20 protein-coding genes and 1 pseudogene are annotated in these 21911 nt (G+C 50.2%); 15 read left to right on the top strand and 6 right to left on the bottom strand.

Annotated elements, in window-relative coordinates; all coding sequences use genetic code 11:
* Positions 1-990, bottom strand: a complete 990-nt coding sequence (gene araF, locus LCD46_13500) for an arabinose ABC transporter substrate-binding protein AraF (GenBank protein UOY69115.1) — start codon at positions 988-990, stop codon at positions 1-3.
* A 789-nt stretch (positions 991-1779) separates the two neighbouring features.
* Here araF and LCD46_13505 point away from each other — a divergent pair.
* Positions 1780-2283, top strand: a complete 504-nt coding sequence (locus LCD46_13505) for a non-heme ferritin-like protein (protein ID UOY69116.1) — start codon at positions 1780-1782, stop codon at positions 2281-2283.
* 157 nt (positions 2284-2440) lie between these two features.
* Entirely contained in the window at positions 2441-3784 is a 1344-nt protein-coding gene (locus LCD46_13510) for an anaerobic C4-dicarboxylate transporter (protein UOY69117.1), read from the top strand.
* Between the two features lie 42 nt (positions 3785-3826).
* Here LCD46_13510 and LCD46_13515 read toward each other — a convergent pair whose 3' ends face one another.
* Positions 3827-4078, bottom strand: coding sequence for a DUF2766 domain-containing protein (locus LCD46_13515; protein UOY69118.1), 252 nt, complete (start codon positions 4076-4078; stop codon positions 3827-3829).
* Positions 4079-4309: 231 nt separating this feature from the next.
* On the opposite strand from LCD46_13515, the gene LCD46_13520 reads away from it, so the two are divergent.
* The 4 genes from LCD46_13520 to LCD46_13535 all read left to right on the top strand — a co-directional run bounded on the left by LCD46_13520 (position 4310) and on the right by LCD46_13535 (position 8017).
* Positions 4310-4648 carry a YecR-like lipofamily protein gene (locus LCD46_13520; GenBank protein ID UOY69119.1) on the top strand — a complete coding sequence of 113 codons (339 nt, stop codon included), beginning with the start codon at positions 4310-4312 and terminating at the stop codon, positions 4646-4648.
* A gap of 202 nt (positions 4649-4850) precedes the next feature.
* On the top strand, positions 4851-5348 hold the full coding sequence (ftnA, locus tag LCD46_13525; protein UOY69120.1) for a non-heme ferritin: 498 nt from the start codon (positions 4851-4853) through the stop codon (positions 5346-5348).
* 247 nt (positions 5349-5595) lie between these two features.
* Positions 5596-6807, top strand: a complete 1212-nt coding sequence (tyrP, locus tag LCD46_13530; protein UOY69121.1) for a tyrosine transporter TyrP — start codon at positions 5596-5598, stop codon at positions 6805-6807.
* 512 nt (positions 6808-7319) lie between these two features.
* A protein-coding gene (locus LCD46_13535) for an IS1 family transposase (GenBank protein ID UOY69122.1) occupies positions 7320-8017 on the top strand; the annotation gives its coding sequence in 2 pieces (ribosomal slippage) (positions 7320-7569 and positions 7569-8017; 699 coding nt in all).
* A gap of 335 nt (positions 8018-8352) precedes the next feature.
* On the opposite strand, the gene LCD46_13540 is transcribed toward LCD46_13535, so the two are convergent.
* Entirely contained in the window at positions 8353-9021 is a 669-nt protein-coding gene (locus tag LCD46_13540) for a YecA family protein (GenBank protein ID UOY69123.1), read from the bottom strand.
* 425 nt (positions 9022-9446) lie between these two features.
* Here LCD46_13540 and LCD46_13545 point away from each other — a divergent pair, with 425 nt between their 5' ends.
* The 9 genes and pseudogenes from LCD46_13545 (at position 9447) to LCD46_13585 (ending at position 16667) form a co-directional block, all read left to right on the top strand.
* Positions 9447-10568 (top strand): branched-chain amino acid ABC transporter substrate-binding protein, encoded by a 1122-nt coding sequence (locus LCD46_13545; GenBank protein UOY69124.1) that lies wholly within the window; start codon positions 9447-9449, stop codon positions 10566-10568.
* A 101-nt stretch (positions 10569-10669) separates the two neighbouring features.
* A complete protein-coding gene (locus tag LCD46_13550; GenBank protein UOY69125.1) occupies positions 10670-11584 on the top strand; it encodes a branched-chain amino acid ABC transporter permease in 915 nt (304 codons plus the stop codon).
* A gap of 10 nt (positions 11585-11594) precedes the next feature.
* Positions 11595-12869: a high-affinity branched-chain amino acid ABC transporter permease LivM gene (livM, locus tag LCD46_13555; GenBank protein UOY69126.1), complete on the top strand. Its 1275-nt coding sequence runs from the start codon at positions 11595-11597 to the stop codon at positions 12867-12869.
* Positions 12866-13741, top strand: coding sequence for an ATP-binding cassette domain-containing protein (locus tag LCD46_13560; GenBank protein ID UOY69127.1), 876 nt, complete (start codon positions 12866-12868; stop codon positions 13739-13741). The genes livM and LCD46_13560 overlap by 4 nt, the downstream gene beginning before the upstream one ends.
* Positions 13738-14454, top strand: coding sequence for an ABC transporter ATP-binding protein (locus LCD46_13565; GenBank protein ID UOY69128.1), 717 nt, complete (start codon positions 13738-13740; stop codon positions 14452-14454). Before LCD46_13560 ends, LCD46_13565 begins: the two co-directional genes overlap by 4 nt.
* Before the next feature lie 221 nt (positions 14455-14675).
* The gene (locus LCD46_13570; protein ID UOY69129.1) at positions 14676-14828 is read left to right on the top strand and encodes a hypothetical protein; all 153 of its coding nucleotides are present in this window, start codon (positions 14676-14678) and stop codon (positions 14826-14828) included.
* Positions 14829-14877: 49 nt separating this feature from the next.
* A protein-coding gene (locus LCD46_13575; protein ID UOY69130.1) for an IS3-like element ISSen4 family transposase occupies positions 14878-15998 on the top strand; the annotation gives its coding sequence in 2 pieces (ribosomal slippage) (positions 14878-15136 and positions 15136-15998; 1122 coding nt in all).
* Between the two features lie 82 nt (positions 15999-16080).
* Positions 16081-16353 (top strand): DUF3828 domain-containing protein, encoded by a 273-nt coding sequence (locus LCD46_13580; protein UOY72963.1) that lies wholly within the window; start codon positions 16081-16083, stop codon positions 16351-16353.
* A gap of 50 nt (positions 16354-16403) precedes the next feature.
* Positions 16404-16667 (top strand): annotated as a pseudogene (locus LCD46_13585) (integrase).
* A 494-nt stretch (positions 16668-17161) separates the two neighbouring features.
* Here the strand turns inward: LCD46_13585 and LCD46_13590 are convergent.
* From LCD46_13590 to LCD46_13600, 3 genes are read right to left on the bottom strand one after another with little or no spacing between them, the layout of a single operon-like run.
* Positions 17162-17890, bottom strand: a complete 729-nt coding sequence (locus LCD46_13590; protein UOY69131.1) for a hypothetical protein — start codon at positions 17888-17890, stop codon at positions 17162-17164.
* A complete protein-coding gene (locus tag LCD46_13595) occupies positions 17883-19778 on the bottom strand; it encodes a hypothetical protein (protein ID UOY69132.1) in 1896 nt (631 codons plus the stop codon). Before LCD46_13595 ends, LCD46_13590 begins: the two co-directional genes overlap by 8 nt.
* Complete coding sequence (locus LCD46_13600; GenBank protein UOY69133.1) at positions 19747-21834, bottom strand: hypothetical protein; 2088 nt, start codon at positions 21832-21834, stop codon at positions 19747-19749. The genes LCD46_13595 and LCD46_13600 overlap by 32 nt, the downstream gene beginning before the upstream one ends.
* Between the last annotated feature and the right edge of the window lie 77 nt (positions 21835-21911).

Below are 21911 nucleotides of genomic sequence, written 5' to 3' on the forward strand. Positions count from 1 at the left end.
TTACTTACCGCCCAATCCTTTTTTCGCCAGTTCCTCTTTGAAGTTATCGCGGGTGATCAGCACCACGTCAGTCACTTCGGTAAATTTCGGCGGTTCAGCCCCTTTGGTTACCCAGTTGTAGAGCATCTCGCTGGATTTGTAGCCGTGAACGTCCGGGCTTGGCAGCAGAGAGCCATAGAAGCCAGTGGCCTGCGCTTTGGACAGCTCGCTGACTGCGTCAACGCCGTTGATGCCGATCCCGATCACGTCAGGCGCTTTGAAGCCCTGGCCTTCCGTCGCGCGTACTCCGCCCAGCACGGTATTGTCGTTCATCCCGACCACCAGCCAGTGTTTCACCTCCGGATGCTGAACCAGCATGGAGTTCGCGGCGTCGAAAGCACCCGGGATATCGTTGGATTTGGTGGGGACTTTGTAGATCTGTTTTTCCGGGAAGCCGGCTGCTTTCAGCGCGTCCATGGAACCGGAAGTACGGCGGCGAGCCGTGTCCAGTTCGTCCGCAGTAATGGCCATCACAGCGGTTTCTTTCACATCCCAGCCACGTTTTTGCATCTCTTTATAAAGTTCCTGGCCCTGACGTTCACCGATTTTGGTCGCCGCCATCATCACCAGAGGGACGCTGTCCATCGGTTTGCCTTTGGCGTTAACGAACTGATCGTCAACCGCAATGACCTTCATGTCGTAACCACGCGCTTTCGCCGCGATTGCCGATCCCAGTTTTGGATCGGGTGTGCAGATAACGAAACCTTTCGCACCGCTGGCCGCCAGGCTGTCGATGGCATTCAGGGTTTTTTCACCGTCAGGCACGGCGATTTTAATCACTTCAAAACCTAAATCTTTTCCGGCTTTATCTGCGAATTTCCACTCAGTCTGGAACCAGGGTTCTTCGGGCTGTTTTACCAAAAAACCGAGTTTTAAATTCTCAGCGATAGCGGATTGTGACATAACGGCAGCCAGACCGATGGCCGCCAGCGCTTTAGTAAATTTGTGCATGGTAAACTCCAGCTTTAGCATTCTTTTCTGTAGGGAATATGTGCGTGCTTCTAATTTAATCGGACTTAAAACAAGGCATTAGCGCTTACCTCGTCATAAGCGTTATTGCTGGTGATAGTTTTAGCGGGAAATTAATCATCCATAAGAGAGCCCCATCACACCGCAGAATTACAGTAATTGCGTACATAAATTCAGCGAAAAATGACATAAAAAAGGCAGGATTTGTCAGACAAATGAAAGAGGGTTAAGCAGAATTATCCATAAGATTAGCTAAGAAATCCCTGACACCGTCCGCTGGGAAAAATGGCAACCAACGAAAAAAAAGATCAAACTGCGTTTCATCACAAATGCACGGGAACCACATCAGACTGTTATTCTGCAGAAATTGATTTAGCGCAATTTTTCCCGCGTATCATATATTCGCAATGAATAATCCGTATTTCATTTTTTCTCAGAGCATTATTCCGACTTAATATTTACGGAAGAACATTAGCATGCGACAAATTAAAATAATAATTAATTATCAATGACTTATACTATATTTGCTTTATGAAAATCCATTTGCAAATTTGTAGTATTTTAATTTTTGTAATGTATGGTAAAAATAAGGTGTTTAGGAGTTTTCTTACCCCGGAGACAAGGGTATGCTTATTTATATCGAACACAGGAAGTGAATTTTAGGTCGATTTTAGATACTGCGGAAATTGTATATCTGCGAGTTCTTCGTCAATGCCTGACGCTCAGGTTAAGCAGCGGACATCTCGTCCCACAGTCAATAAGGATATGAGTATGGCTACCCCAACGATGATGCAAAAACTAAATGCGCAGATGAACCTTGAGTTCTATGCGTCCAATCTGCACCTTCACTTAAGTGCGTGGTGTGCTGAGAACAGTCTTACGGGTTCAGCAACATTCTTCCGTACTCAGGCACAAAGTAACGTCACGCACATGATGCGCGTCTTTAACTTCATGAAGGCCGTTGGCGCCAATCCTGTTGTTAAAGCCCTTGATACCATTAACGATGACTACTCCTCCCTGGAAGAACTGTTCCAGAAAACGCTTGAAGAGTATGAGCAACGTTGCACCACTCTCAGTAAACTGGCCGATGAAGCCAAAGCGCAGCAAGACACTACCACCCTTAAATTCTTACGCGACATGGACAAAGAACAGCAGCAGGACGGCATGCTGCTGAAGATACTGGCGGATGAACTGCGCAATGCGCGACAGGCAGGGTTATGCCCGGAACAGACTGACCGTCACCTGCTCGACATTGTGACGGTGCAACATCACTGATCCCTTTTAACCTGCTCCCGTCCGGGCGCAGGTTTCCCTTCTCACCGCCAACCTTCTGCTTTTGCTGAAATTTAACAAATCAGATCTTGCTCCCAATGATTATCCACACAACATGTAATGATTTATTTAATTACATAATCATTGACGAGGGAGCATCATGATCACCATCGAGTTTGTTGTCATTCTCCTCTGCCTGCTGACAGGTACACGTTTCGGCGGTATGGGGCTGGGGTTAATAAGCGGTATTGGGCTTTTTATTTTGTGTTTTGTTTTTGGGCTGCAACCTGGCAAGCCCCCGGTTGACGTCATGTTGACCATCCTCGCGGTGATTGGTTGTGCTGCTACTCTGCAGACCGCAGGCGGTCTCAATGTCATGATGCAATTTGCAGAGCGCCTTCTGCGTAAACACCCGCAGCACATCACACTTCTCGCCCCCTTTACCACCTGGATGCTGACTTTTCTGTGTGGTACCGGACATGTGGTCTACACCATGTTCCCGATCATTGCAGATATCGCCCTGAAAAAAGGGATCCGCCCGGAACGTCCAATGGCGGTAGCATCCGTGGCCTCGCAGATGGCGATTACGGCATCACCGGTTTCCGTTGCCGTTGTATCGCTGGTGTCCATCCTGGGCGCTCAGCATGGAATTGGCCATGCGTGGGGCATCCTTGAAATACTTGCAGTGTCAGTTCCTGCTTCACTTTTCGGTGTAGCCATCGCTGCCCTGTGGAGTTTGCGGCGCGGGAAAGATCTGGCCGACGACATGGATTTTCAGGAGAAGCTTAAAGATCCAAAGCAGCGCGAGTTTATCTATGGCGGAACAGAGACGTTAATGAATCAACGTTTTCCAAAACAAGCCTACTGGTCCACGTGGATTTTCTTTGCCGGTATTGCCGTAGTGGTGCTGCTGGGGGCATTCCCGGAATTACGCCCCGCCTTTGAGCTGAAAGGCAAAATGACGGCGCTGTCGATGAACCTTGTCATTCAGATGATGATGTTAATTGCAGGCGCCGTAATGCTGATGGCCTGCAAGGTCAATGCCTCTGCTATTTCTAACGGTGCGGTATTCAAAGCCGGAATGGTGGCGATCTTCTCGGTGTTCGGCGTGGCGTGGATGAGTGATACCTTTTTCCAGGCGCATCTTGACGAGTTAAAACTGGCGCTGGAAGGCGTTGTGAAAAGCCACCCGTGGACGTATGCCATTGTACTGTTTCTGGTGTCGAAGCTGGTGAACAGCCAGGCCGCAGCGCTGACGGCCGTTGCGCCCATGGGCCTGATGTTGGGTATTGAGCCGAAAATGCTGATCGCCTTTTTCCCGGCGTCATACGGGTATTTTGTCCTGCCGACCTATCCAAGTGATTTGGCCTGTATCGGTTTTGACCGTTCAGGCACGACCCGCATCGGCAAATTTATCATCAACCACAGCTTTATTCTGCCAGGGCTGATTGGTGTAAGTTGTGCGTGCGCGGCAAGCTACCTGCTGGTCCAGACGTTCTTCTGATGGCATTGAAGGGCGACAAATACTGTCGCCCATTTCCACTCTTCAGTGAGACTCACTCTGCGGCGTGAATCGCAGCTCAATCAGCGCAATGGCTTTTTGGATGGCACGAAGCGTAACCGGATCAGCCGCTGCCGGATGACTGGCGAAATCAATGTTTTTCAGCTGAGTTGACATCTTCTCGCGCACTTCAACCGGCGCAATAACGTCCAGGACATCAAGAATTTGTTTGATAACCAGCTGACAGGCGACAACGTCAGAGACCAGTTCCTGATCGGCACTCAGGTTTTGAGACATGGGGGCTTTCTCCTTATTTAAAGGCCGCCATAGTAGCAAAACGCAGGCTCTTTTATCTCCCCTTCGTCACGTACAGGTACAAAAAAACCGCCAATATTAAATGTACCGGATGCGGATTACATTCAATTCCATCCCGTTGCAAAGAGAGAGGGCAGATTGTCCGGCTATTCCAGGCATTGCAGCAAACATCTGCAGGTACGATAACGTATTTCCATCCATTCAGAGCGAACCATGAAAAGAGTCATCGTAGCTGGCACGATCCTGCTGCTCGCGGGGTGTAGCATTAACCGCCAGGCTGAGGTCAGTAGTCTCGACGCGCCCAACGGCATAGTCCGCCTCGACTACGGCCAGGCGGCGCTACAAAATGCGTATTCTGATGAGTATGTGAATAACGGTACGGCGGCAAAAGCGTGTCAGAGCATGGGGTATGCCACCGCCTCTGCCTATGGCCAGCCCATCAAAACCTGCACGCTGATTAGCGGCTCTCTGTGTCTGAACGAGAGCGTGACTATCCAGTATAAATGTATGGGTTTTGCCGTTAACCCTAAGTCAAATAATCCGTGGTATTAATCAGGACTGCCAGTATTTGCTGGCAGTTTATTTCATTACGAACAAAAATAATTCTCATTAATAAATATAAAAATCGTCAATGCGTTTTATTCCCATTCGTATTTTAAATAAAGAAATAAAAATTTTACGTTTTGCAAATAATTAAATAACAAATTATAGTATCGCTCATTGTGAATCAGAAATAATAACCAGGAGCGCCACTATGCTGAAAACTGAAATGATCGACAAGCTCAATGCACAAATGAACCTTGAGCTTTTTTCGTCCCTGCTCTACCAGCAGATGAGCGCCTGGTGCAGCTACCACAGTTTCGAAGGCGCGGCTGCGTTTTTGCGTCGTCACGCTCAGGAAGAGATGACCCATATGCAACGTCTGTTTGATTATCTGACAGATACCGGCGCCCTGCCGCGCATTGAAACCGTGACATCCCCTTTTGCTGAATATAATTCTCTCGATGAACTGTTCCGCGCAACCTACGAGCACGAACAATTAATCACACAGAAAATTAACGAACTGGTTCATGCGGCAATGACCAGCCAGGATTATCCAACCTTTAACTTCCTGCAATGGTATGTAGCTGAACAGCACGAAGAAGAGAAGCTGTTTAAATCCGTCCTGGATAAATTATCTCTGGTGGGTAAATCTGGCGAAGGTCTTTACTTTATTGATAAAGAACTTTCTACCCTCGATACGCAAAACTAATTCCAGCGCGGTGCCGAAAATCGGCGCCGCGTTTTTTACTTACATTCCCTGCATCAAAACCCTCATTGTATTTCCTGTTCCCCTTATTAACGTTACGTCTGGATGACGCCCCATGCATGATCGCAGAGCGCTCAACTTCGTAAACCTTTCATTACACTACTTGTAACGGTGATTTGACGAGTTACCGCTTTTCCCTTACTCTGCGCCGCAGATTTTGTCGCGATTACGAATCGTTGTAGAGGAAAGCGTGAAAAACAGAACCCTGGGAAGTATTTTTATCGTCGCCGGAACGACGATTGGAGCAGGAATGCTGGCAATGCCCCTGGCAGCCGCAGGCGTGGGGTTTGGGATGACCTTGCTGCTACTTGGTATGCTCTGGGCGTTAATGTGCTACACCGCACTGTTGTTGCTTGAGGTTTATCAGCATGTGCCAGCCGACACCGGTCTGGGTTCTCTTGCAGCACGCTATCTGGGACGCTACGGTCAGTGGATAACCGGCTTTAGCATGATGTTCCTGATGTACGCTCTGACTGCCGCCTATATTAGCGGTGCCGGGGAGCTCATCGCCTCCAGCGTCAATGACTGGTTCGGCTCCGATATTACCCCGGCAACGGGCGCCATTTTCTTTGCGCTCATCGGCGGTGGCGTGGTCTGCGTGGGGACGTCGCTGGTCGATCTGTTTAACCGTTTTCTGTTCAGTGCCAAAATTCTGTTCCTGATTGTGATGCTGGTACTGCTCGCACCACATGTACACAAGGTCAACCTGCTGACGCTGCCGCTGGAAAAAGGGCTGGCGCTTTCCGCAATCCCGGTCATTTTCACTTCGTTTGGTTTTCACGGCAGCGTGCCGAGCATTGTCAGCTATATGAACGGCGATATTCGCAAGCTGCGCCGTGTCTTTGTTATCGGCAGCGCAATCCCCCTGATCGCTTATATTTTCTGGCAACTGGTGACGCTGGGCAGCATTGACTCTTCGACCTTTATTGGACTGATGGCGCAACACGCTGGCCTGAATGGTTTTCTGCTGGCACTGCGCGAGGTTGTGACCTCCCCACATGTGGAACTGGCGGTACACCTGTTTGCCGACCTGGCACTGACCACGTCGTTCCTGGGTGTTGCGCTGGGCCTGTTTGATTACCTGGCTGACCTGTTCCAGCGTCGCAATACCGCGGCTGGACGGTTGCAGACGGGCGCAATCACCTTCCTGCCACCGCTGGCCTTTGCGCTGTTTTACCCACGCGGGTTTGTGATGGCGCTGGGTTACGCGGGGGTGGCACTGTCGATCCTTGCCCTGTTGCTCCCTTCCCTGCTGGCATGGAAGAGCCGTCAGCAACATCCTCAGCAAGGGTATCGCGTGGCGGGGGGAAAACCGCTGCTGTGTATCGTGTTTGGCTGTGGCGTGGTGATTATTCTGGTGCAGGTTTTGATTGCAGCGGGAATGCTGCCTGAAGTGGGTTAAAAACGGGGGTTAAGGGGAAACTACCAGCTACCATAGGGGTATGTTTACCCTTTGATAAAACCCCTTATGTCCTGATAAGGCAGAGACTGCGCTTACGCGGATTCAGGAAAACATCAGAGAGTTGAAAGAAATTCAGTCGTGATTTCAGATTTATAAACAATACGCGGGCACGAGGCCCGCGATATTGCTTAACCCCCAATTGAAAAAACTCAGTGAACACTAACATAGTATTTCCTTCGGGAAGGAATACGTATTGACATATACATTCTCATAAATTCTCGGTTCATCTTTCAATGATTTAAATTTATTATGCATACACCATTGTTTTTTGTTAGAACAATCGAAATCTAAATCAACACACAGTCATTAATGCAAGCATTACACCGAATGCCAAAGCATCATAATAAAGAACAGCTTTACGAGGTAAGATTAGAGCGATTAATTCATTCATCATTACGGTAATGGTGCCAACTTACTGATTTAGTGTATGATGGTGTTTTTGAGGTGCTCCAGTGGCTTCTGTTTCTATCAGCTGTCCCTCCTGTTCAGCTACTGAAGGCGTGGTGCGTAACGGTAAAAGTACTGCCGGACATCAGCGCTATCTCTGCTCTCACTGCCGTAAAACATGGCAGCTACAGTTCACTTACACCGCTTCTCAACCCGGTACGCATCAGAAAATCATTGATATGGCCATGAATGGCGTCGGATGTCGCGCCAGTGCACGCATTATGGGCGTTGGCCTCAACACGATTTTACGACACTTAAAAAACTCAGGCCGCAGTCGGTAAACTCACGCATACAACCGGGCAGTGACGTCATTGTTTGCGCGGAAATGGACGAACAGTGGGGTTACGTCGGCGCTAAATCACGCCAGCGCTGGTTGTTTTACGCGTATGACAGGATACGGAGGACGGTTGTGGCGCACGTATTCGGTGAACGCACGTTGGCCACGCTGGAGCGTCTTCTGGGCCTGCTGTCGGCCTTTGAGGTCGTGGTATGGATGACGGATGGCTGGCCGCTGTATGAATCACGCCTGAAGGGAGAACTGCACGTTATCAGCAAGCGATATACGCAGCGCATTGAGCGGCATAACCTGAATCTGAGGCAGCATCTGGCAAGGCTGGGCAGGAAGTCACTGTCGTTCTCAAAATCGGTGGAGCTGCATGACAAAGTCATCGGGCATTATCTGAACATAAAACACTATCAGTAAGTTGGAGTCATTACCAAAAGACCGGGACACACTCGATACAAATATAATAATACAGGGAACCACTAAGAATTTCAGAACGGCAAGAGATTCTAGCCGACAATCATCGCCCGGATATCTTTAGGCAAGACAAATATGATTAACCTCCGTATTATTGGAGTGAAAAGCGACGTATAGTTAACAGAAAAATCCACCCAGCTATCATTATCCGCAGGGCCGCGGGGATTGCTAAGGGGGCTACGATGCCCCCTTATCTTGATCACATGTTAAGGACGTATTATTTTCTGTTGGTGTTAAGGTGAACGAAATAAAGTTACCTAAATCCACAAAAAAATGTATCAGTGCAAACAGCAGCTCTTAAACTTCTTCCCGCTACCGCAAGGACACGGATCGTTACGCCCGACCTTCGCCCCATTCACAATCGGCTTCTTCTCTTCCGGTTGCTGCGGGTTGTTCACCCAATAATTGTACAAACGCAGTGCCGCAGGCTGGATGCTTTCAATGCTGGCTTTATATTCCTCTTCCGTCAGCGCATCCAGCTTGTCGCTGTTCTCTTCAGTACCGTGCAGCGCAATCACATCCAGATCGGCCTTTAGATCTTCCGGCAAGGCAGACCAGTCCGTCAGCGCCACGCCGCGCATGTAGCCGTAGCACCACTCTTCCACAACGGTATAGCTTTCACCGTCCACGTCGTTGTAACCAAACATCGGTTCAAACTGATCCGGGTATTCGCTCAGGCGCTCGGCGATATCGTTCATATGCTTAAAGCAGAGATCGATAAAACGGTTCATCTCACGATCGTTTTTCCAGCGTGGAATGTACTTCTCGCCACCCCACACCGCCACCAGCCAGGTATCGGGCTCGACGACAACGGGGCCAGAAAGCACTGCGGTAAGCATGCCGTCCAGTTCGGAGACGTCAATCACGGACGCATCGTCGTGACCGTAAGACATTAATGTCTCTTCAAGCCACTCCATTTCGCTTTCATTCAATGGGCCTTCAGTCATCGCTGACACTCCTGATAAAAAGGAAAGGATCCTACCACATATCGCACACCTTTCCGGGTTGAAGTTTAGGTCTTTATTGCTGCAAAAACGTGCAAATCGTGACTCCTGCACAACTTATGGGCTTTATTGTTAACGATATGTGATCTCCGCTGTAATTTCTTCTCCTCCCGCAAGGCGACATAACACGGGGCTCTATACTCAAACATGTCGCAAACCCATCAATGGGTTAACCATTCTGGCAACGTTTTTGCTTAATGTTCTTCGCGCGAAGTTGCGCATGGAAACCTCGCCGTATCACGCAGGATGCAGTCTGGATCTTGTTCGTTTAGTGCATTTTGTTCTTGCTCGTGTTTTGGACTGGCTGCGCCGTCGGGCGTTTGGGTATACGCCGTGGTGCAAAAACCTCTTTGCTAAGGAACATAATAATGTCGCTGAAATTTATCAGAACGCCTCTTTCTCTTGTGTTGGCCGGTTGCCTGGTGACCGCATTTTCCGCCCAGGCAGATATTGTGATCGGTGTCGCCGGACCGTTCACAGGCCCCAATGCCACCTATGGCGATCAGTACTGGCACGGCGCAACGCAAGCCGCTGAAGACATTAATGCTGCTGGCGGCATTAACGGGGAGAAGATCAAACTGGTTCAGGGGGATGACGCCTGCGAGCCGAAACAGGCTGTGGCTGTTGCTAACCGTCTGGTGGACCAGGATAAAGTCAACGCCGTGGTTGGCCACTTCTGCTCCTCTTCCACCATGCCCGCCTCCGAGGTTTACAGCGATGCGGGGATTATTGCCATCACTCCCGGCTCGACCAACCCGCTGATTACGGAACGCGGTATGAGCGACATGTTCCGCATGTGCGGACGCGATGACCAGCAGGGCCAGGTCGCCAGCGACTTCATCATCGACAAGCTGAAAGCCAAACGTGTGGTGATCATTCACGATAAAGACACCTACGGTCAGGGTCTGGCTGACGCCACCAAAGCGGCGCTGGCGAAACGCGGGGTTCAGGATGTGATGTATGAGGGACTTTCGCGCGGTGAAAAAGACTTTAACGCGCTGGTGACGAAGATCGGTGCACAAAAACCGGACGTGGTGTTCTTCGGCGGCTGTCACCCGGAAGCCGGTCCGCTGGTTCGCCAGATGCGTGAACAGGGCGTGCAGGCGAAATTCTTCTCCGGCGACTGTATTGTCAACGAAGAGATGGTAACCGCCGCGGGTGGCCCGCAATACACCAACGGTATTTACATGACCTTCGGTAAAGATCCGCGCCTGATCCCGGACGGTAAAGCGGTTATCGAGAAATTCCGCGCCGGTAAATTCGAACCCGAAGGTTACACCCTCTATTCCTATGCCTCTGTACAGGCCATTGCTGCTGCCTTCAAAGCCACCGGTGGCAAGGACTCTGCCAAAGCCAGCGAGTGGCTGAAAGCCAATGCCGTCGACACGGTGATGGGCAAAAAAGCCTGGGACAGCAAAGGCGATCTGAAAGTGTCTGACTACGTGGTTTACCAGTGGGACGACAAAGGAAAATATAAGGAAGTGCAGTAACGGGACGGAATCACGCTCAACGCCGGCAGGCCAGCCTGTCGGCGCGTAATAAACATCAGGCTGCGTAAGTCGCGCAGCCTATAAAAAACGAGCGCGCTAAGATGAGTACATTCTTCCTGCAACAGTTAATTAATGGCTTAACGCTGGGCTCCGTCTACGGCCTGATCGCCATCGGCTACACCATGGTTTACGGCATTATCGGCATGATTAATTTCGCCCACGGCGAAGTGTATATGATTTCCGCCTATCTCTGCGCCATTGGCCTGGCGCTGCTGTCATTCTTCGGCCTGCAGTCTTTCCCTCTGTTGATCCTCGGGACGCTGGTTTTCACTATTGTGGTGACCGGGGTTTACGGCTGGACCATCGAGCGAATTGCCTATAAGCCGCTGCGAAACTCCACACGCCTGGCGCCACTGATCTCCGCCATCGGTATGTCGCTTATTCTGCAAAACTACGCGCAGTTGAGCCAGGGCCCGCGCCAGCAAGGGGTTCCGACCATGCTGGATGGCGTTATTCGCCTGCATCTGGGGGAAGGGTTCGTTCAGATAACCTATACCAAAGTGTTTATTCTGGTCGCTTCATTTGCCGGCATGCTGGTCCTCACCTGGATAATCAACCATACCCGCCTGGGACGGATGTGCCGCGCGGTGCAACAGGACCGCAAAATGGCCTCCATTCTGGGGATAAACACCGATCGGATTATTTCGCTGGTCTTTGTCATCGGCGCGGCAATGGCGGGTCTGGCGGGTGTGCTCATCACCATGAATTACGGCACCTTTGATTTCTACGTCGGATTTGTCATTGGCATCAAAGCCTTTACCGCGGCGGTACTCGGCGGCATCGGATCCCTGCCCGGGGCAATGCTCGGCGGACTTATTCTCGGCGTGGCGGAAGCCCAGTTCTCGGGCATGGTGAACTCGGACTATAAAGATGTGTTCTCGTTTGGGCTTCTGGTGATGATCCTTATTTTCCGTCCCCAGGGACTGCTTGGTCGCCCGATTGTGGCCAAAGTGTGAGGGAGCAACGATGACAAGCCACGGTTTTTCTCTCAAACGCTGCACTCTGGACGCTATTTTTTCCGGGCTGATTGCGCTGATTATATTTGGCCCAATTGCGGGCGTGGTGCTGGACGGGTACAGCTTTAACTTCGCCGGGCAGCGACTGGCCTGGATGGTTGGCATTGTGATGCTGGGGCGCTTTCTGTTGAGCGCTTTTTTGGGTACTGCCACCGGAGCCCGTTTCCAGTCACGCTTTGAAGCCGATAGCGCGGGCGTGTATGTCCGCCCCCCGGAATACAAAAGCCGCATGCGCTGGATTATTCCTCTGGTGATTACCCTTGCGATTTGCTTCCCGTTTGTCGCCACCAAATATGTGCTGACCGTTGCCATTCTCGGGCTGATCTACGTGCTTCTTGGTCTGGGACTTAACATCGTCGTGGGTCTGGCCGGTCTGCTGGACCTGGGATATGTCGCGTTCTATGCCATCGGCGCTTATGGCCTGGCGCTGGGTTATCAGTATCTTGGGTTAGGCTTCTGGAGCATGCTACCGCTGGCGGCAATCATGGCCGCTGCCGCAGGTGCCCTGCTCGGTTTCCCGGTGCTGCGCATGCACGGTGACTATCTGGCCATCGTGACCCTCGGGTTTGGGGAGATCATTCGTCTGATCCTGAACAACTGGCTGACCTTCACCGGAGGGCCCAATGGTGTTTCAGCCCCTCCTCCTACCTTTTTCGGTCTGGAGTTTGGCCGTCGGGCTAAAGAAGGTGGAGTGCCCTTCCACGAATTTTTCCACCTGACCTACAACCCCAATATGAAGTTTATCTTTATCTATGCGGTACTGTTTCTGGTGGTGATGCTGGTGCTCTATATTAAGCACCGCCTGACGCGGATGCCGATTGGCCGGGCGTGGGAAGCATTGCGCGAAGACGAAATCGCCTGTCGCTCAATGGGCTTGAATCATGTTCTGGTCAAGCTTTCGGCCTTTACGCTCGGTGCCTCAACCGCCGGGATTGCCGGGGTGTTCTTTGCAACCTACCAGGGCTTCGTGAATCCGACCTCATTTACGTTTTTTGAATCGGCACTGATCCTCGCCATCGTGGTGCTGGGCGGCATGGGCTCCACGCTTGGCGTCGTGCTGGCGGCCTTTGTGCTTACCGTCACGCCCGAGCTGCTGCGCAGTTTTGCCGAGTACCGGGTCCTGCTGTTTGGCATGCTGATGGTGGTGATGATGATCTGGCGTCCACGCGGTTTGATCCGCATAAACCGCAGCGGGTTTGCCGTGCGTAAGGGCGTTGCGCCATGAACGATATGATATTGCGCGTTGAACATCTGATGATGCACTTCGGCGGGATTAAGGCGCTAAACGATGTCAACCTGGACGTGCAGCGTGGCTCTATTACCGCCCTGATTGGGCCAAACGGTGCGGGGAAAACCACCGTGTTTAACTGCCTGACGGGCTTCTACAGAGCCTCTGGCGGCAACATTTTATTTAATACCCGCAGTAAAACGACCAACGTTATTCAGGTCCTCGGGCAAAAATTCCAGCCAGGTGACTGGATTAACCCCGCGCAGTTTGGGCAGCGTCTTTTCTACAAAATGTTTGGCGGAACCCACCTGGTCAACCGCGCCGGACTGGCGCGCACGTTTCAAAATATCCGGCTTTTTCGCGAAATGTCGGTCGTGGAAAACCTGCTGGTTGCACAGCATATGCGCGTTAACCGCAATCTTCTTGCCGGGATCTTAAATACGCCGGCATACCGCCGGGCGGAGAGTGATGCCCTGGACAGAGCCTTCTACTGGCTGGAAGTGGTTGACCTGGTGGAGTGCGCCAATCGCCTGGCGGGAGAGATGTCGTACGGGCAGCAGCGGCGTCTGGAAATCGCGCGGGCAATGTGTACCGGGCCGGAGATGATCTGCCTGGATGAGCCCGCTGCCGGGCTAAACCCGGTAGAAACGCATAAGCTGAGCAGCATAGTTCGTTTTCTGCGCGATCATCACGACATCACGGTGTTGTTGATTGAACATGATATGGGAATGGTGATGGAGATATCGGACGACATTATCGTGCTCGACCACGGCGATGTTATTGCCAGAGGAAAACCCGAGCAGATCCAGCATGATGAAAAGGTCATTGCTGCCTACCTGGGTACGGACGAAAGCGAGGTCACCTTATGAACGAACCGCTGCTGGCATTTCGCGAGGTGGACGTGTTTTACGGCGTCATTCAGGCGCTGAAGCAGGTTTCCCTGGAGGTCAATAAGGGTGAAACCGTAGCGCTGATTGGTGCAAACGGCGCGGGTAAATCGACACTGCTGATGTCCATCTTTGGCCAGCCCCGTATTCGTGACGGACAGATCCTTTTCTGCGGAGAGGACATTAGCCATAAATCGACTCATTACGTTGCATCTGGGGGTATCGCCCAGGCGCCAGAAGGACGACGTATCTTCCCGGATATGACGGTTGAAGAAAACCTGCTGATGGGGACTATCCCCATCGGCAATCAATTTGCGACTGAAGATATGCAAACCATGTTTGACCTGTTTCCGCGCCTCAAAGAGCGTCGCAAGCAGCGCGCGATGACCATGTCCGGTGGCGAACAACAGATGCTGGCCATTGCCCGGGCGCTGATGAGTCGCCCGAAATTGCTGCTGCTGGATGAACCGAGTCTTGGGCTGGCACCCATTGTGGTAAAACAGATTTTCCAGACGCTGCGCGAGCTGGCCCGCAACGGCATGACGATTTTTCTGGTCGAGCAGAATGCGCACCATGCGCTGAAACTTTCTGACCGGGGATATGTGATGGTTAATGGCCAGATCCGCCTGAGCGGCAGCGGCGAAGAACTGCTGGGCAATCAGGAGGTGAGGAAGGCGTATTTAGGTGGTGTTTGATTCGATACTGGTGTATGTATCAAAATTATTTCCTATAAATAACAATAAATTATTCACAGAATGTATAGCACGCAATGGCTAGAGAAGGTCTGGTTATGCTGATTTATTAGTCACTGACGATCACGTCAAACTAACTGAAAAGGAGCTTTCAGCATGGCTGTATCCAGACCCGGAGTACAGGGAAGTAAAACCAGCGTACGCAATTTACAGGCATGAATAACATGAAAAAAATAATACTCGCAGCTCTGCTGCTGCCGCCTCTGGCTTATGCTGCTCAAACCTTACCGCCGGAAGCTAAGGCGGCACTGCAGTTTAATAAGTGGTACATCTCTCAGATAATGATCGGGAAAGATGACCTGCTCCCCGTTGATTAGTACACCCCGATGTTAGTAATGTCTTCATAAGCCACATGAGGACATCCCCATGAAGAAGCGTTTTTCCGACGAACAGATCATCAGTATTCTCCGCGAAGCCGAAGCTGGGGTACCCGCCCGTGAACTCTGCCGCAAGCATGCCATTTCCGATGCCACGTTTTACACCTGGCGTAAGAAGTATGGCGGTATGGCGGTGCCTGAAGTTAAGCGCCTGAAGTCGCTTGAGGAAGAGAACGCCAGACTCAAGAAGCTGCTTGCCGAAGCCATGCTGGATAAAGAGGCGCTTCAGGTGGCTCTTGGGCGAAAGTACTGACGACAGACCAGAAGCGGGAAGCCGTGATGTTGATGTGTGATGCGACCGGTCTGTCGCAACGTCGTGCCTGCAGGCTTACAGGTTTATCCCTGTCGACCTGCCGCTATGAGGCTCACCGTCCGGCTGCTGATGCGCATTTATCAGGGCGCATCACTGAGCTGGCACTGGAGCGCAGGCGTTTTGGCTACCGTCGTATTTGGCAGTTGCTGCGCCGTGAAGGGCTTCATGTTAATCATAAGCGCGTGTACCGGCTTTATCACCTCAGTGGCCTGGGCGTAAAACGCAGAAGACGTCGTAAAGGGCTGGCAACAGAACGTCTGCCGCTGCTCCGTCCGGCGGCGCCCAATCTGACCTGGTCGATGGATTTCGTCATGGACGCACTTTCCACCGGTCGCAGGATCAAGTGTCTTACCTGCGTCGATGATTTCACAAAGGAATGCCTGACGGTCACTGTTGCCTTTGGGATTTCAGGCGTTCAGGTCACGCGTATTCTGGACAGCATTGCACTGTTTCGAGGCTATCCGGCGACGATAAGAACTGACCAGGGGCCGGAGTTCACTTGCCGTGCACTGGATCAATGGGCCTTTGAGCATGGTGTTGAGTTGCGCTTAATCCAGCCGGGCAAGCCAACGCAGAACGGATTTATTGAGAGCTTTAACGGACGATTTCGCGATGAATGTTTGAATGAGCACTGGTTCAGCGATATCGTTCATGCCAGGAAAATTATTAATGACTGGCGGCAGGATTATAACGAATGCCGCCCGCACTCCACGCTGAATTATCAGACACCGTCTGAATTTGCAGCGGGCTGGAGAAAGGGTCATTCTGAGAATGAAGATTCCGACGTTACTAACTGAGTGTTGTATCTAATCGTGGGGGCAGGTCAAAGAGCCACTTACGGATTATGACGCACTCAGCCAGTATGTAAGCCACGTTACCATCAGTAAGCTTAAAGCCATGGACAAGCTTGATCCGAATGAATACGACGTTCCAGACGCTGATATGTTCATAAAGGCCCAGGGCTATGAAGATGACTGGGGAACGGTTATTGCCAGAGCGATTGATTACGATGCCGTGTGCATGCAGGTGTATATATCCTTTGGCAAGAAGCGCGATCACACCGTTATTGACTGCATGGTAAAAGAAGACGGGGCCTGGAAAGTCCAGTCTGTAGCCAGCATAGATATTTCTGACAACCTGAATGCAAAGTAAATCGACGATCTGAAAGGGGTACTGATGCAATGCATCTTTGCGTATACCCCTATGTGCTGCACCAGCAGAACGGCACGCGTTATACCCGTGACGGGTTTAACAGCCGGTGGCAGCGGGCACGCGATGAAGTTCAGAAAAAATTCCCCCACCTACTTTTTGATTTCACATTTCACGAATTGAAAGCAAAAGGCGTTTCAGATCTGCAAGGAAGCCTGCAGGAGAAGCAACAGATTTCAGGTCTCAAGACGATCACACAGACGTCACGTTACGATCAAAAAGTGAAGATTGTTCCGGTGGTTGGTGGGCAAAAATGACAAATGATGTTAGGAAAATGAATTTCAGGCACAAAAAAACCACCTTTCGGTGGTTTCACGACACTGCTTATTGCTTTGATTATTCTTTGTTTCCCATGGTAGCCGGAGTGGGACTTGAACCCACACAGCGCGAACGCCGAGGGATTTTAAATTCTACGCAGGATCAATGTGTTACATAGCGATTCATTGCAATATTTTGTGGGGATTGGATGTTCATATTTGCTGTAGTTAGCAGTAAATAGATAGCCATGGATAGCTTTGAGCAAAGAAACGTCACAGATATGAGTTCGTGCCGAAAGTATTCACCCTAGTTAAATCAATTTGCTGAATGCAACGCTAACAGTGAGCGGCCAAGTGTGTAAACCCACACAGCGCGCCCAACTGACACTCAGCTGCCAGCAGCGTATCAACTCGCATTTGTCCACTCTGAATGCGCATAGTTATACGCAGATTACTTAAACGGGCTGTGACGTTAAAAGAGCTATCATCCCTAGTCAGGTGCCATGCTGAATGAAAAACAGGGTGGTCATGCCCATCAGAATGAGTGTATTCACCAGCGTGAATACAGTGGCCAGCTTGCCCCAACGGCGGTTTGTCTGTAGCTCTGCACGTTGTTTATCCTCTAAGGTGAGTATTTGTTGATGCAGAGATTTATTCTGTTCCGTGAGCGACTCCAGCATCACGTTTTGCGCCTGCATCTCGGCCAGAGTAGCGGAGAACAGTTGTTCCTGAAGGGCTACCTGCTGATGGCTTAACGCCACTTGCTGTTCCGTAAGGGACGTCAATGCTGCGTTTTGCTCCTGAAGTCTAGCGCTCTGTTGGGGCAATTGTTCATGGATGCGTTGTAGTTCTTCGACCTGTTCCTGATGATGCTTACTATTCTGTTGCTGGGACATGTCATGCAGAGCGGTAGTGTCCGCCCTGTTCTGCGCCAGACTGTTCAATAAAGTAAGATAATGTCTTTGAGCATCATCTTTGGCATCGTTCAGTTCGCGTGTCTGCTCACCGAGCGTATCGGATATCGTCTCAAGCGGTCCGGTCAGTTTTTTAAATTCAGCGACGAATTTTCGGTCGAGATTAAAGAGTTTGTCATTACTGTCGTCAATACTCTTCTTTTGCCCGACAAGCTCGCGTCGCAAATGCTCCAAAAACAGATCCTGCACCAGTTGGTCCAGTAACTGTTCATCGTTGGCCGTTTCCGCTACAACAAGGTTTTTATTCAATTTTACTGCTCTCCTCGGCTAAGGATTTTACGTAGTCAAAATCGTTGTTCAACGCTTTATACATCAGCAACCAGCCGAGGCGCTCGCTGCGGCTGATGTCTGGGTTTTTAACGTTGACCTCGATTTCATGCGCCCGGGTATTTTTTGCCGAAAGAATGACATTCAGAAAGTTTTTACTCTCGTGAAGCCGCTGGGAATAACGAGTTAACGACTCGTCGAACTCCTGCTTAATCCGGACGATCCGCAGATGTGTGTGCTCTTTTTTTTTCAATAACTGAGCAACGATACGCTCCAGTCGCCGCGTTGTGCGCTCATTTTTAACAATGTTTTTATTCAGGGCGCATTCTTCGGTATCGAACTTAAACTTGATGCGTTTGTGGAAAAGAGCCGTTAAGAAGTTGGCGTCTTTGAGGCACGCCCCTTTGATCTCATCCTGATCTTCCCTGCGTGTTTTCTCGCGAAAATAGGTTTCAAACCAGTAGCCATTCAGTCTGGTTAAGACCCGCTCTAGATAGGCCATCTCCGGCACCCTTTCAGGAGGAAGCTGGAAGGCTTCAAGCAGGTCATTCCAGCATTGGGTATAGGTTTCACCACATTCACGAATCTTCGACTTAAGTAAATCTAGAGATGGCGATTTGCATGTCGTTAATTGCGCGATTATCTGAGATACGTTCGAATGCTCACCAAAATTCTTACCCGATGCGTCATCACGTTTTTTTAATAACGTTTGCTGCTTCTTTATTAATTTCTGATGGTTATCTCTATTACAGCTCACACGTTCCTGGTACATATCAACATGCTCTTCCAACCGTAAGAGCTGTTTTCGCAGCAACGTTTTTTCTGTTTCGTAATGCACCTTTTCGACGGCCATTTGCTGTTCAATGATATGCGGCAACGCGTAGCCCGTGCGCAAGCGTGAAAGCGGGTTCGACGCCTGGTGCAGAGAGTCGAGTAACTCTTGCAACACGTCTCGCCGCAAATCTCGGCACTGGCAGGCGAACTCGTCATCTCCGGCATTGATTGCCAGCCAGGTGTGGCCGCACTCTACGGGGTAGATCAGTTCACTGATACTTTCAGGCAATCCCAGCTCCATGGTATTGATTTGTTCAAGCAAGAACGTCCGCATTGCCTTTTTATCAAGCCGTTTTTGCTTGATCAGACGCTGAAGTGTTGCATCAGAATAAGCTCTAGTCAGGACAATCTTGTAGCGGTGGCGTTGCCAGTGCCAGTCCTTCAGCAGGTCATTGTCCAACTCTTCTGGTTTTAGGAAGGACAACGCATCTGCCTTGCCTGTCAGCATCACCACATCGGCAGAGGCAAGATAACGGCTGGCAAGCATGTTGACATAGTACTGCTCATTGGCGTTGGTTGAGTGAGTGCCTGGTAAATCACGGATCAACAGCTGAGCACTGCTCTGTTGCTGCAAATCAAAAAAGCGTCGGGGCAGGAATACATCCACGCTATCGAATTCTCGCACACCCTGCTCAACTTCCTGGCGAAAACCGGCAAAAATGGCCTTCGCCTCCTCGTCGTTAAACCAGGCTGTACCGTTCTCGCGGTGACTAAAGTACCAGAAGTCGTTTTTAGACATACGATAGCGATAAGTGCGCGCCGTGGACATCGTGCCCAGATCCTGCTCGCCACGTAGCAAAGTATTTAGTTCGGTGAAGCAGTCATCACGAATGCCCAGCAAGGTCAAGATCAGTGAGGTTTTACCAACCTGAGCCGGGCCGTAAAGGATCACTGAAATCTGCCTTCTGGCATTGTCCGTCGCCTGGATTAGCCGTTGCTCGTCAAATTTCTTAAGAAAGGCGACAAAACTCTCTTCTGCCCACAAGTAACGTTCCCGGCTAAGATCAACCCAAGATTTTTCGGAAGTGAGTTTCATACAGTTTTGCTTCCTTTTGTGCCGCAGTTAGCTTGTTAATCGCGAGTACCAACGCACTTCGATTTGCCAGAGCATCCGTTTCGCCAAAAATCTGCTTCAAGTTATACGCAATATGCTCTCTCAGTTCGGCAATCATCTCCTGATAGTTGCCGATCACTGTTTGTTCGTTATGGAATGCCAGTTCCTCCATAGCACGACGAATGTAATAGATCTGCGCTTTATCGCTGTCGCGAATCACACCCGTTATTTGGTAAATACCATACGCCACACTGGCAACCAACGCCGCTTTACCTACTAACGCCAGCGGAGTTAATCCCCCTTCCTTATTTGGTGTGCTCTTACCATCCACCGTTCCATCTGCAGCATCAGCCCCCAAAAACGCCATCATGGCTGTTTTAATTGGATGGTACTGTTCACTGCTGGAAAAGAGAGCATCAAATATTTGCTTAGGTTGGATCTCTTCTGCCAGTTGGGTAGTACAAGCAGGATCGAGCTGCATTGCAAGCCTGGAACGTGCATTTTCCAGCATTAAGGCAGGCAAAATATCCAGAGCTGCGGTTAGTTTTGTAGGCAGAGGAACTTGATGCTCTTTGCTCGGTTTTTTGAGCAGTGTATACAGTCCCGTCATCAGCTCAGGATCTGTCATCGAGTACTCCGTCTGCTTATCCTGAACCAGATATCCCATTCTCCCGGGTGCTGTTGTCGGTAGTAACTGCTGATTTTCAACATTAGGCAAGAGCCCCTGAGCACGAAGCACCCGTGTATTTGTAGATGTCAGTGCCTTGAAGTTATGCTCGTGGATGCTGACGTTTTCATATTGTTTATTCCAAGCATCAAGAATGCGTCGACTGCGCTCGTCATCCACTTCTACGCCGCGCAACGACAGACGCCGCGCAAAAATTTTAAGATTGTTTTGAAAACCAACCTCTTCGCTTTTATAGTTTTCTTCACAATGCATAAGTGCATCAGTAAAGTGCTGACGGGTCTGCTTTTTTATCGCTGCGCGTAATTTTTGCTCATGGTTGGCGGCTGATTCATCAAAGGCCTCAAGAATCTCTTCTACCATGGATTCATGATGCTGCTGTTTATCCGCCAATATTCTCAAATCATTAATAATTTCGGATACATCTTCGCGAATAAGCCCCATAAAATTATCCAAAGCAATTGCTTCAGACGCCGAGCTGCTAGTGAGCTTATTGGTCACCGTCTGGCGCAATGCGTCAATCCAAATATCGCTATTGCCAGAGCCTGTCGCTACGATATCCTCTTTTTTCATTCCAACATTTGGGAATACACATTCAGCAGCACTGGTCTTGAGCTGTTCGATTTCCTGTAAACCGAGCATCTCAGTTTTGCTGATGACCACCACAGGGCCTCGGTCACTGAAGTTATCTCGCAAATCTTGCAGCACACCAGATTTGCTGTCGTTCGCTAACAACGAGGCATCGGTAACGAACAGGACGCCACGGGCGTTAACCAATACGTGACGCATCATATCCTGCCAGAGATAGTTTTTGCTGGTGGTCAACTCATAGCCCGGTAACAGCGCCCAGGTCACCTGTTCATCAATGAACGAGTTTTTCTTGCTGATCAGCAGTTTGGGGTAGAGCAGCTTAAAGCCTGCTTTTTCATAGCGACGAACACTGTTCCAGTCACGAAGGAGGTTTTGAAGTTGCTCCCCGCCCTCGCCTTTTTGCTGCTGAATTTCGCCAGTTTTAAGGTTGAGGCACTGATAGACTACCTGGGGAAAGTAGGCGGGGTCACCATCCACCTGTTCGATAAAAAGCGGCACCTGCTCGCCACGACCCGGATTGGCGTCTAACCATTCATCATTAATACCGAGGATCGTTTTCGCCAAGGTTGTTTTACCAGCCCCTTGCATACCGGCGATAGCATAAATTGGTTCTTTCTGCAAAAGCGTCGTCAGCTCCACCTGACGCAAAACATCGGTAATGTGATCGACATTTTCTGCAGCTTCACCATGCTTAATGGAAAGTTCCAGTGCAGTAAGTAATCCAGTACGTAGATTCTTCAAAGTATTGATGTTAATTGACATGTTAAGTCCTTTTTGATCGTCGGTACGCAGTGTCGCAACATGCTTCCGTTTTCATTCAATATACTCAAAGCAGCGTT

The organism is Enterobacter ludwigii (genome assembly GCA_023023105.1).
GTDB classification, from domain to species: Bacteria; Pseudomonadota; Gammaproteobacteria; order Enterobacterales; family Enterobacteriaceae; genus Enterobacter; species Enterobacter adelaidei.

What these genes read in the sequence shown, in the direction of transcription:
- araF (UOY69115.1), bottom strand. Translation starts at nt 990, where the DNA reads ATGCACAAATTTACTAAAGCGCTGGCGGCCATCGGTCTGGCTGCCGTT.
- LCD46_13505 (UOY69116.1), top strand. Translation starts at nt 1,780, where the DNA reads ATGGCTACCCCAACGATGATGCAAAAACTAAATGCGCAGATGAACCTT.
- LCD46_13510 (UOY69117.1), top strand. Translation starts at nt 2,441, where the DNA reads ATGATCACCATCGAGTTTGTTGTCATTCTCCTCTGCCTGCTGACAGGT.
- LCD46_13515 (UOY69118.1), bottom strand. Translation starts at nt 4,078, where the DNA reads ATGTCTCAAAACCTGAGTGCCGATCAGGAACTGGTCTCTGACGTTGTC.
- LCD46_13520 (UOY69119.1), top strand. Translation starts at nt 4,310, where the DNA reads ATGAAAAGAGTCATCGTAGCTGGCACGATCCTGCTGCTCGCGGGGTGT.
- ftnA (UOY69120.1), top strand. Translation starts at nt 4,851, where the DNA reads ATGCTGAAAACTGAAATGATCGACAAGCTCAATGCACAAATGAACCTT.
- LCD46_13540 (UOY69123.1), bottom strand. Translation starts at nt 9,021, where the DNA reads ATGACTGAAGGCCCATTGAATGAAAGCGAAATGGAGTGGCTTGAAGAG.
- LCD46_13545 (UOY69124.1), top strand. Translation starts at nt 9,447, where the DNA reads ATGTCGCTGAAATTTATCAGAACGCCTCTTTCTCTTGTGTTGGCCGGT.
- LCD46_13550 (UOY69125.1), top strand. Translation starts at nt 10,670, where the DNA reads ATGAGTACATTCTTCCTGCAACAGTTAATTAATGGCTTAACGCTGGGC.
- livM (UOY69126.1), top strand. Translation starts at nt 11,595, where the DNA reads ATGACAAGCCACGGTTTTTCTCTCAAACGCTGCACTCTGGACGCTATT.
- LCD46_13560 (UOY69127.1), top strand. Translation starts at nt 12,866, where the DNA reads ATGAACGATATGATATTGCGCGTTGAACATCTGATGATGCACTTCGGC.
- LCD46_13565 (UOY69128.1), top strand. Translation starts at nt 13,738, where the DNA reads ATGAACGAACCGCTGCTGGCATTTCGCGAGGTGGACGTGTTTTACGGC.
- LCD46_13570 (UOY69129.1), top strand. Translation starts at nt 14,676, where the DNA reads ATGAAAAAAATAATACTCGCAGCTCTGCTGCTGCCGCCTCTGGCTTAT.
- LCD46_13595 (UOY69132.1), bottom strand. Translation starts at nt 19,778, where the DNA reads ATGAAACTCACTTCCGAAAAATCTTGGGTTGATCTTAGCCGGGAACGT.
- LCD46_13600 (UOY69133.1), bottom strand. Translation starts at nt 21,834, where the DNA reads ATGTCAATTAACATCAATACTTTGAAGAATCTACGTACTGGATTACTT.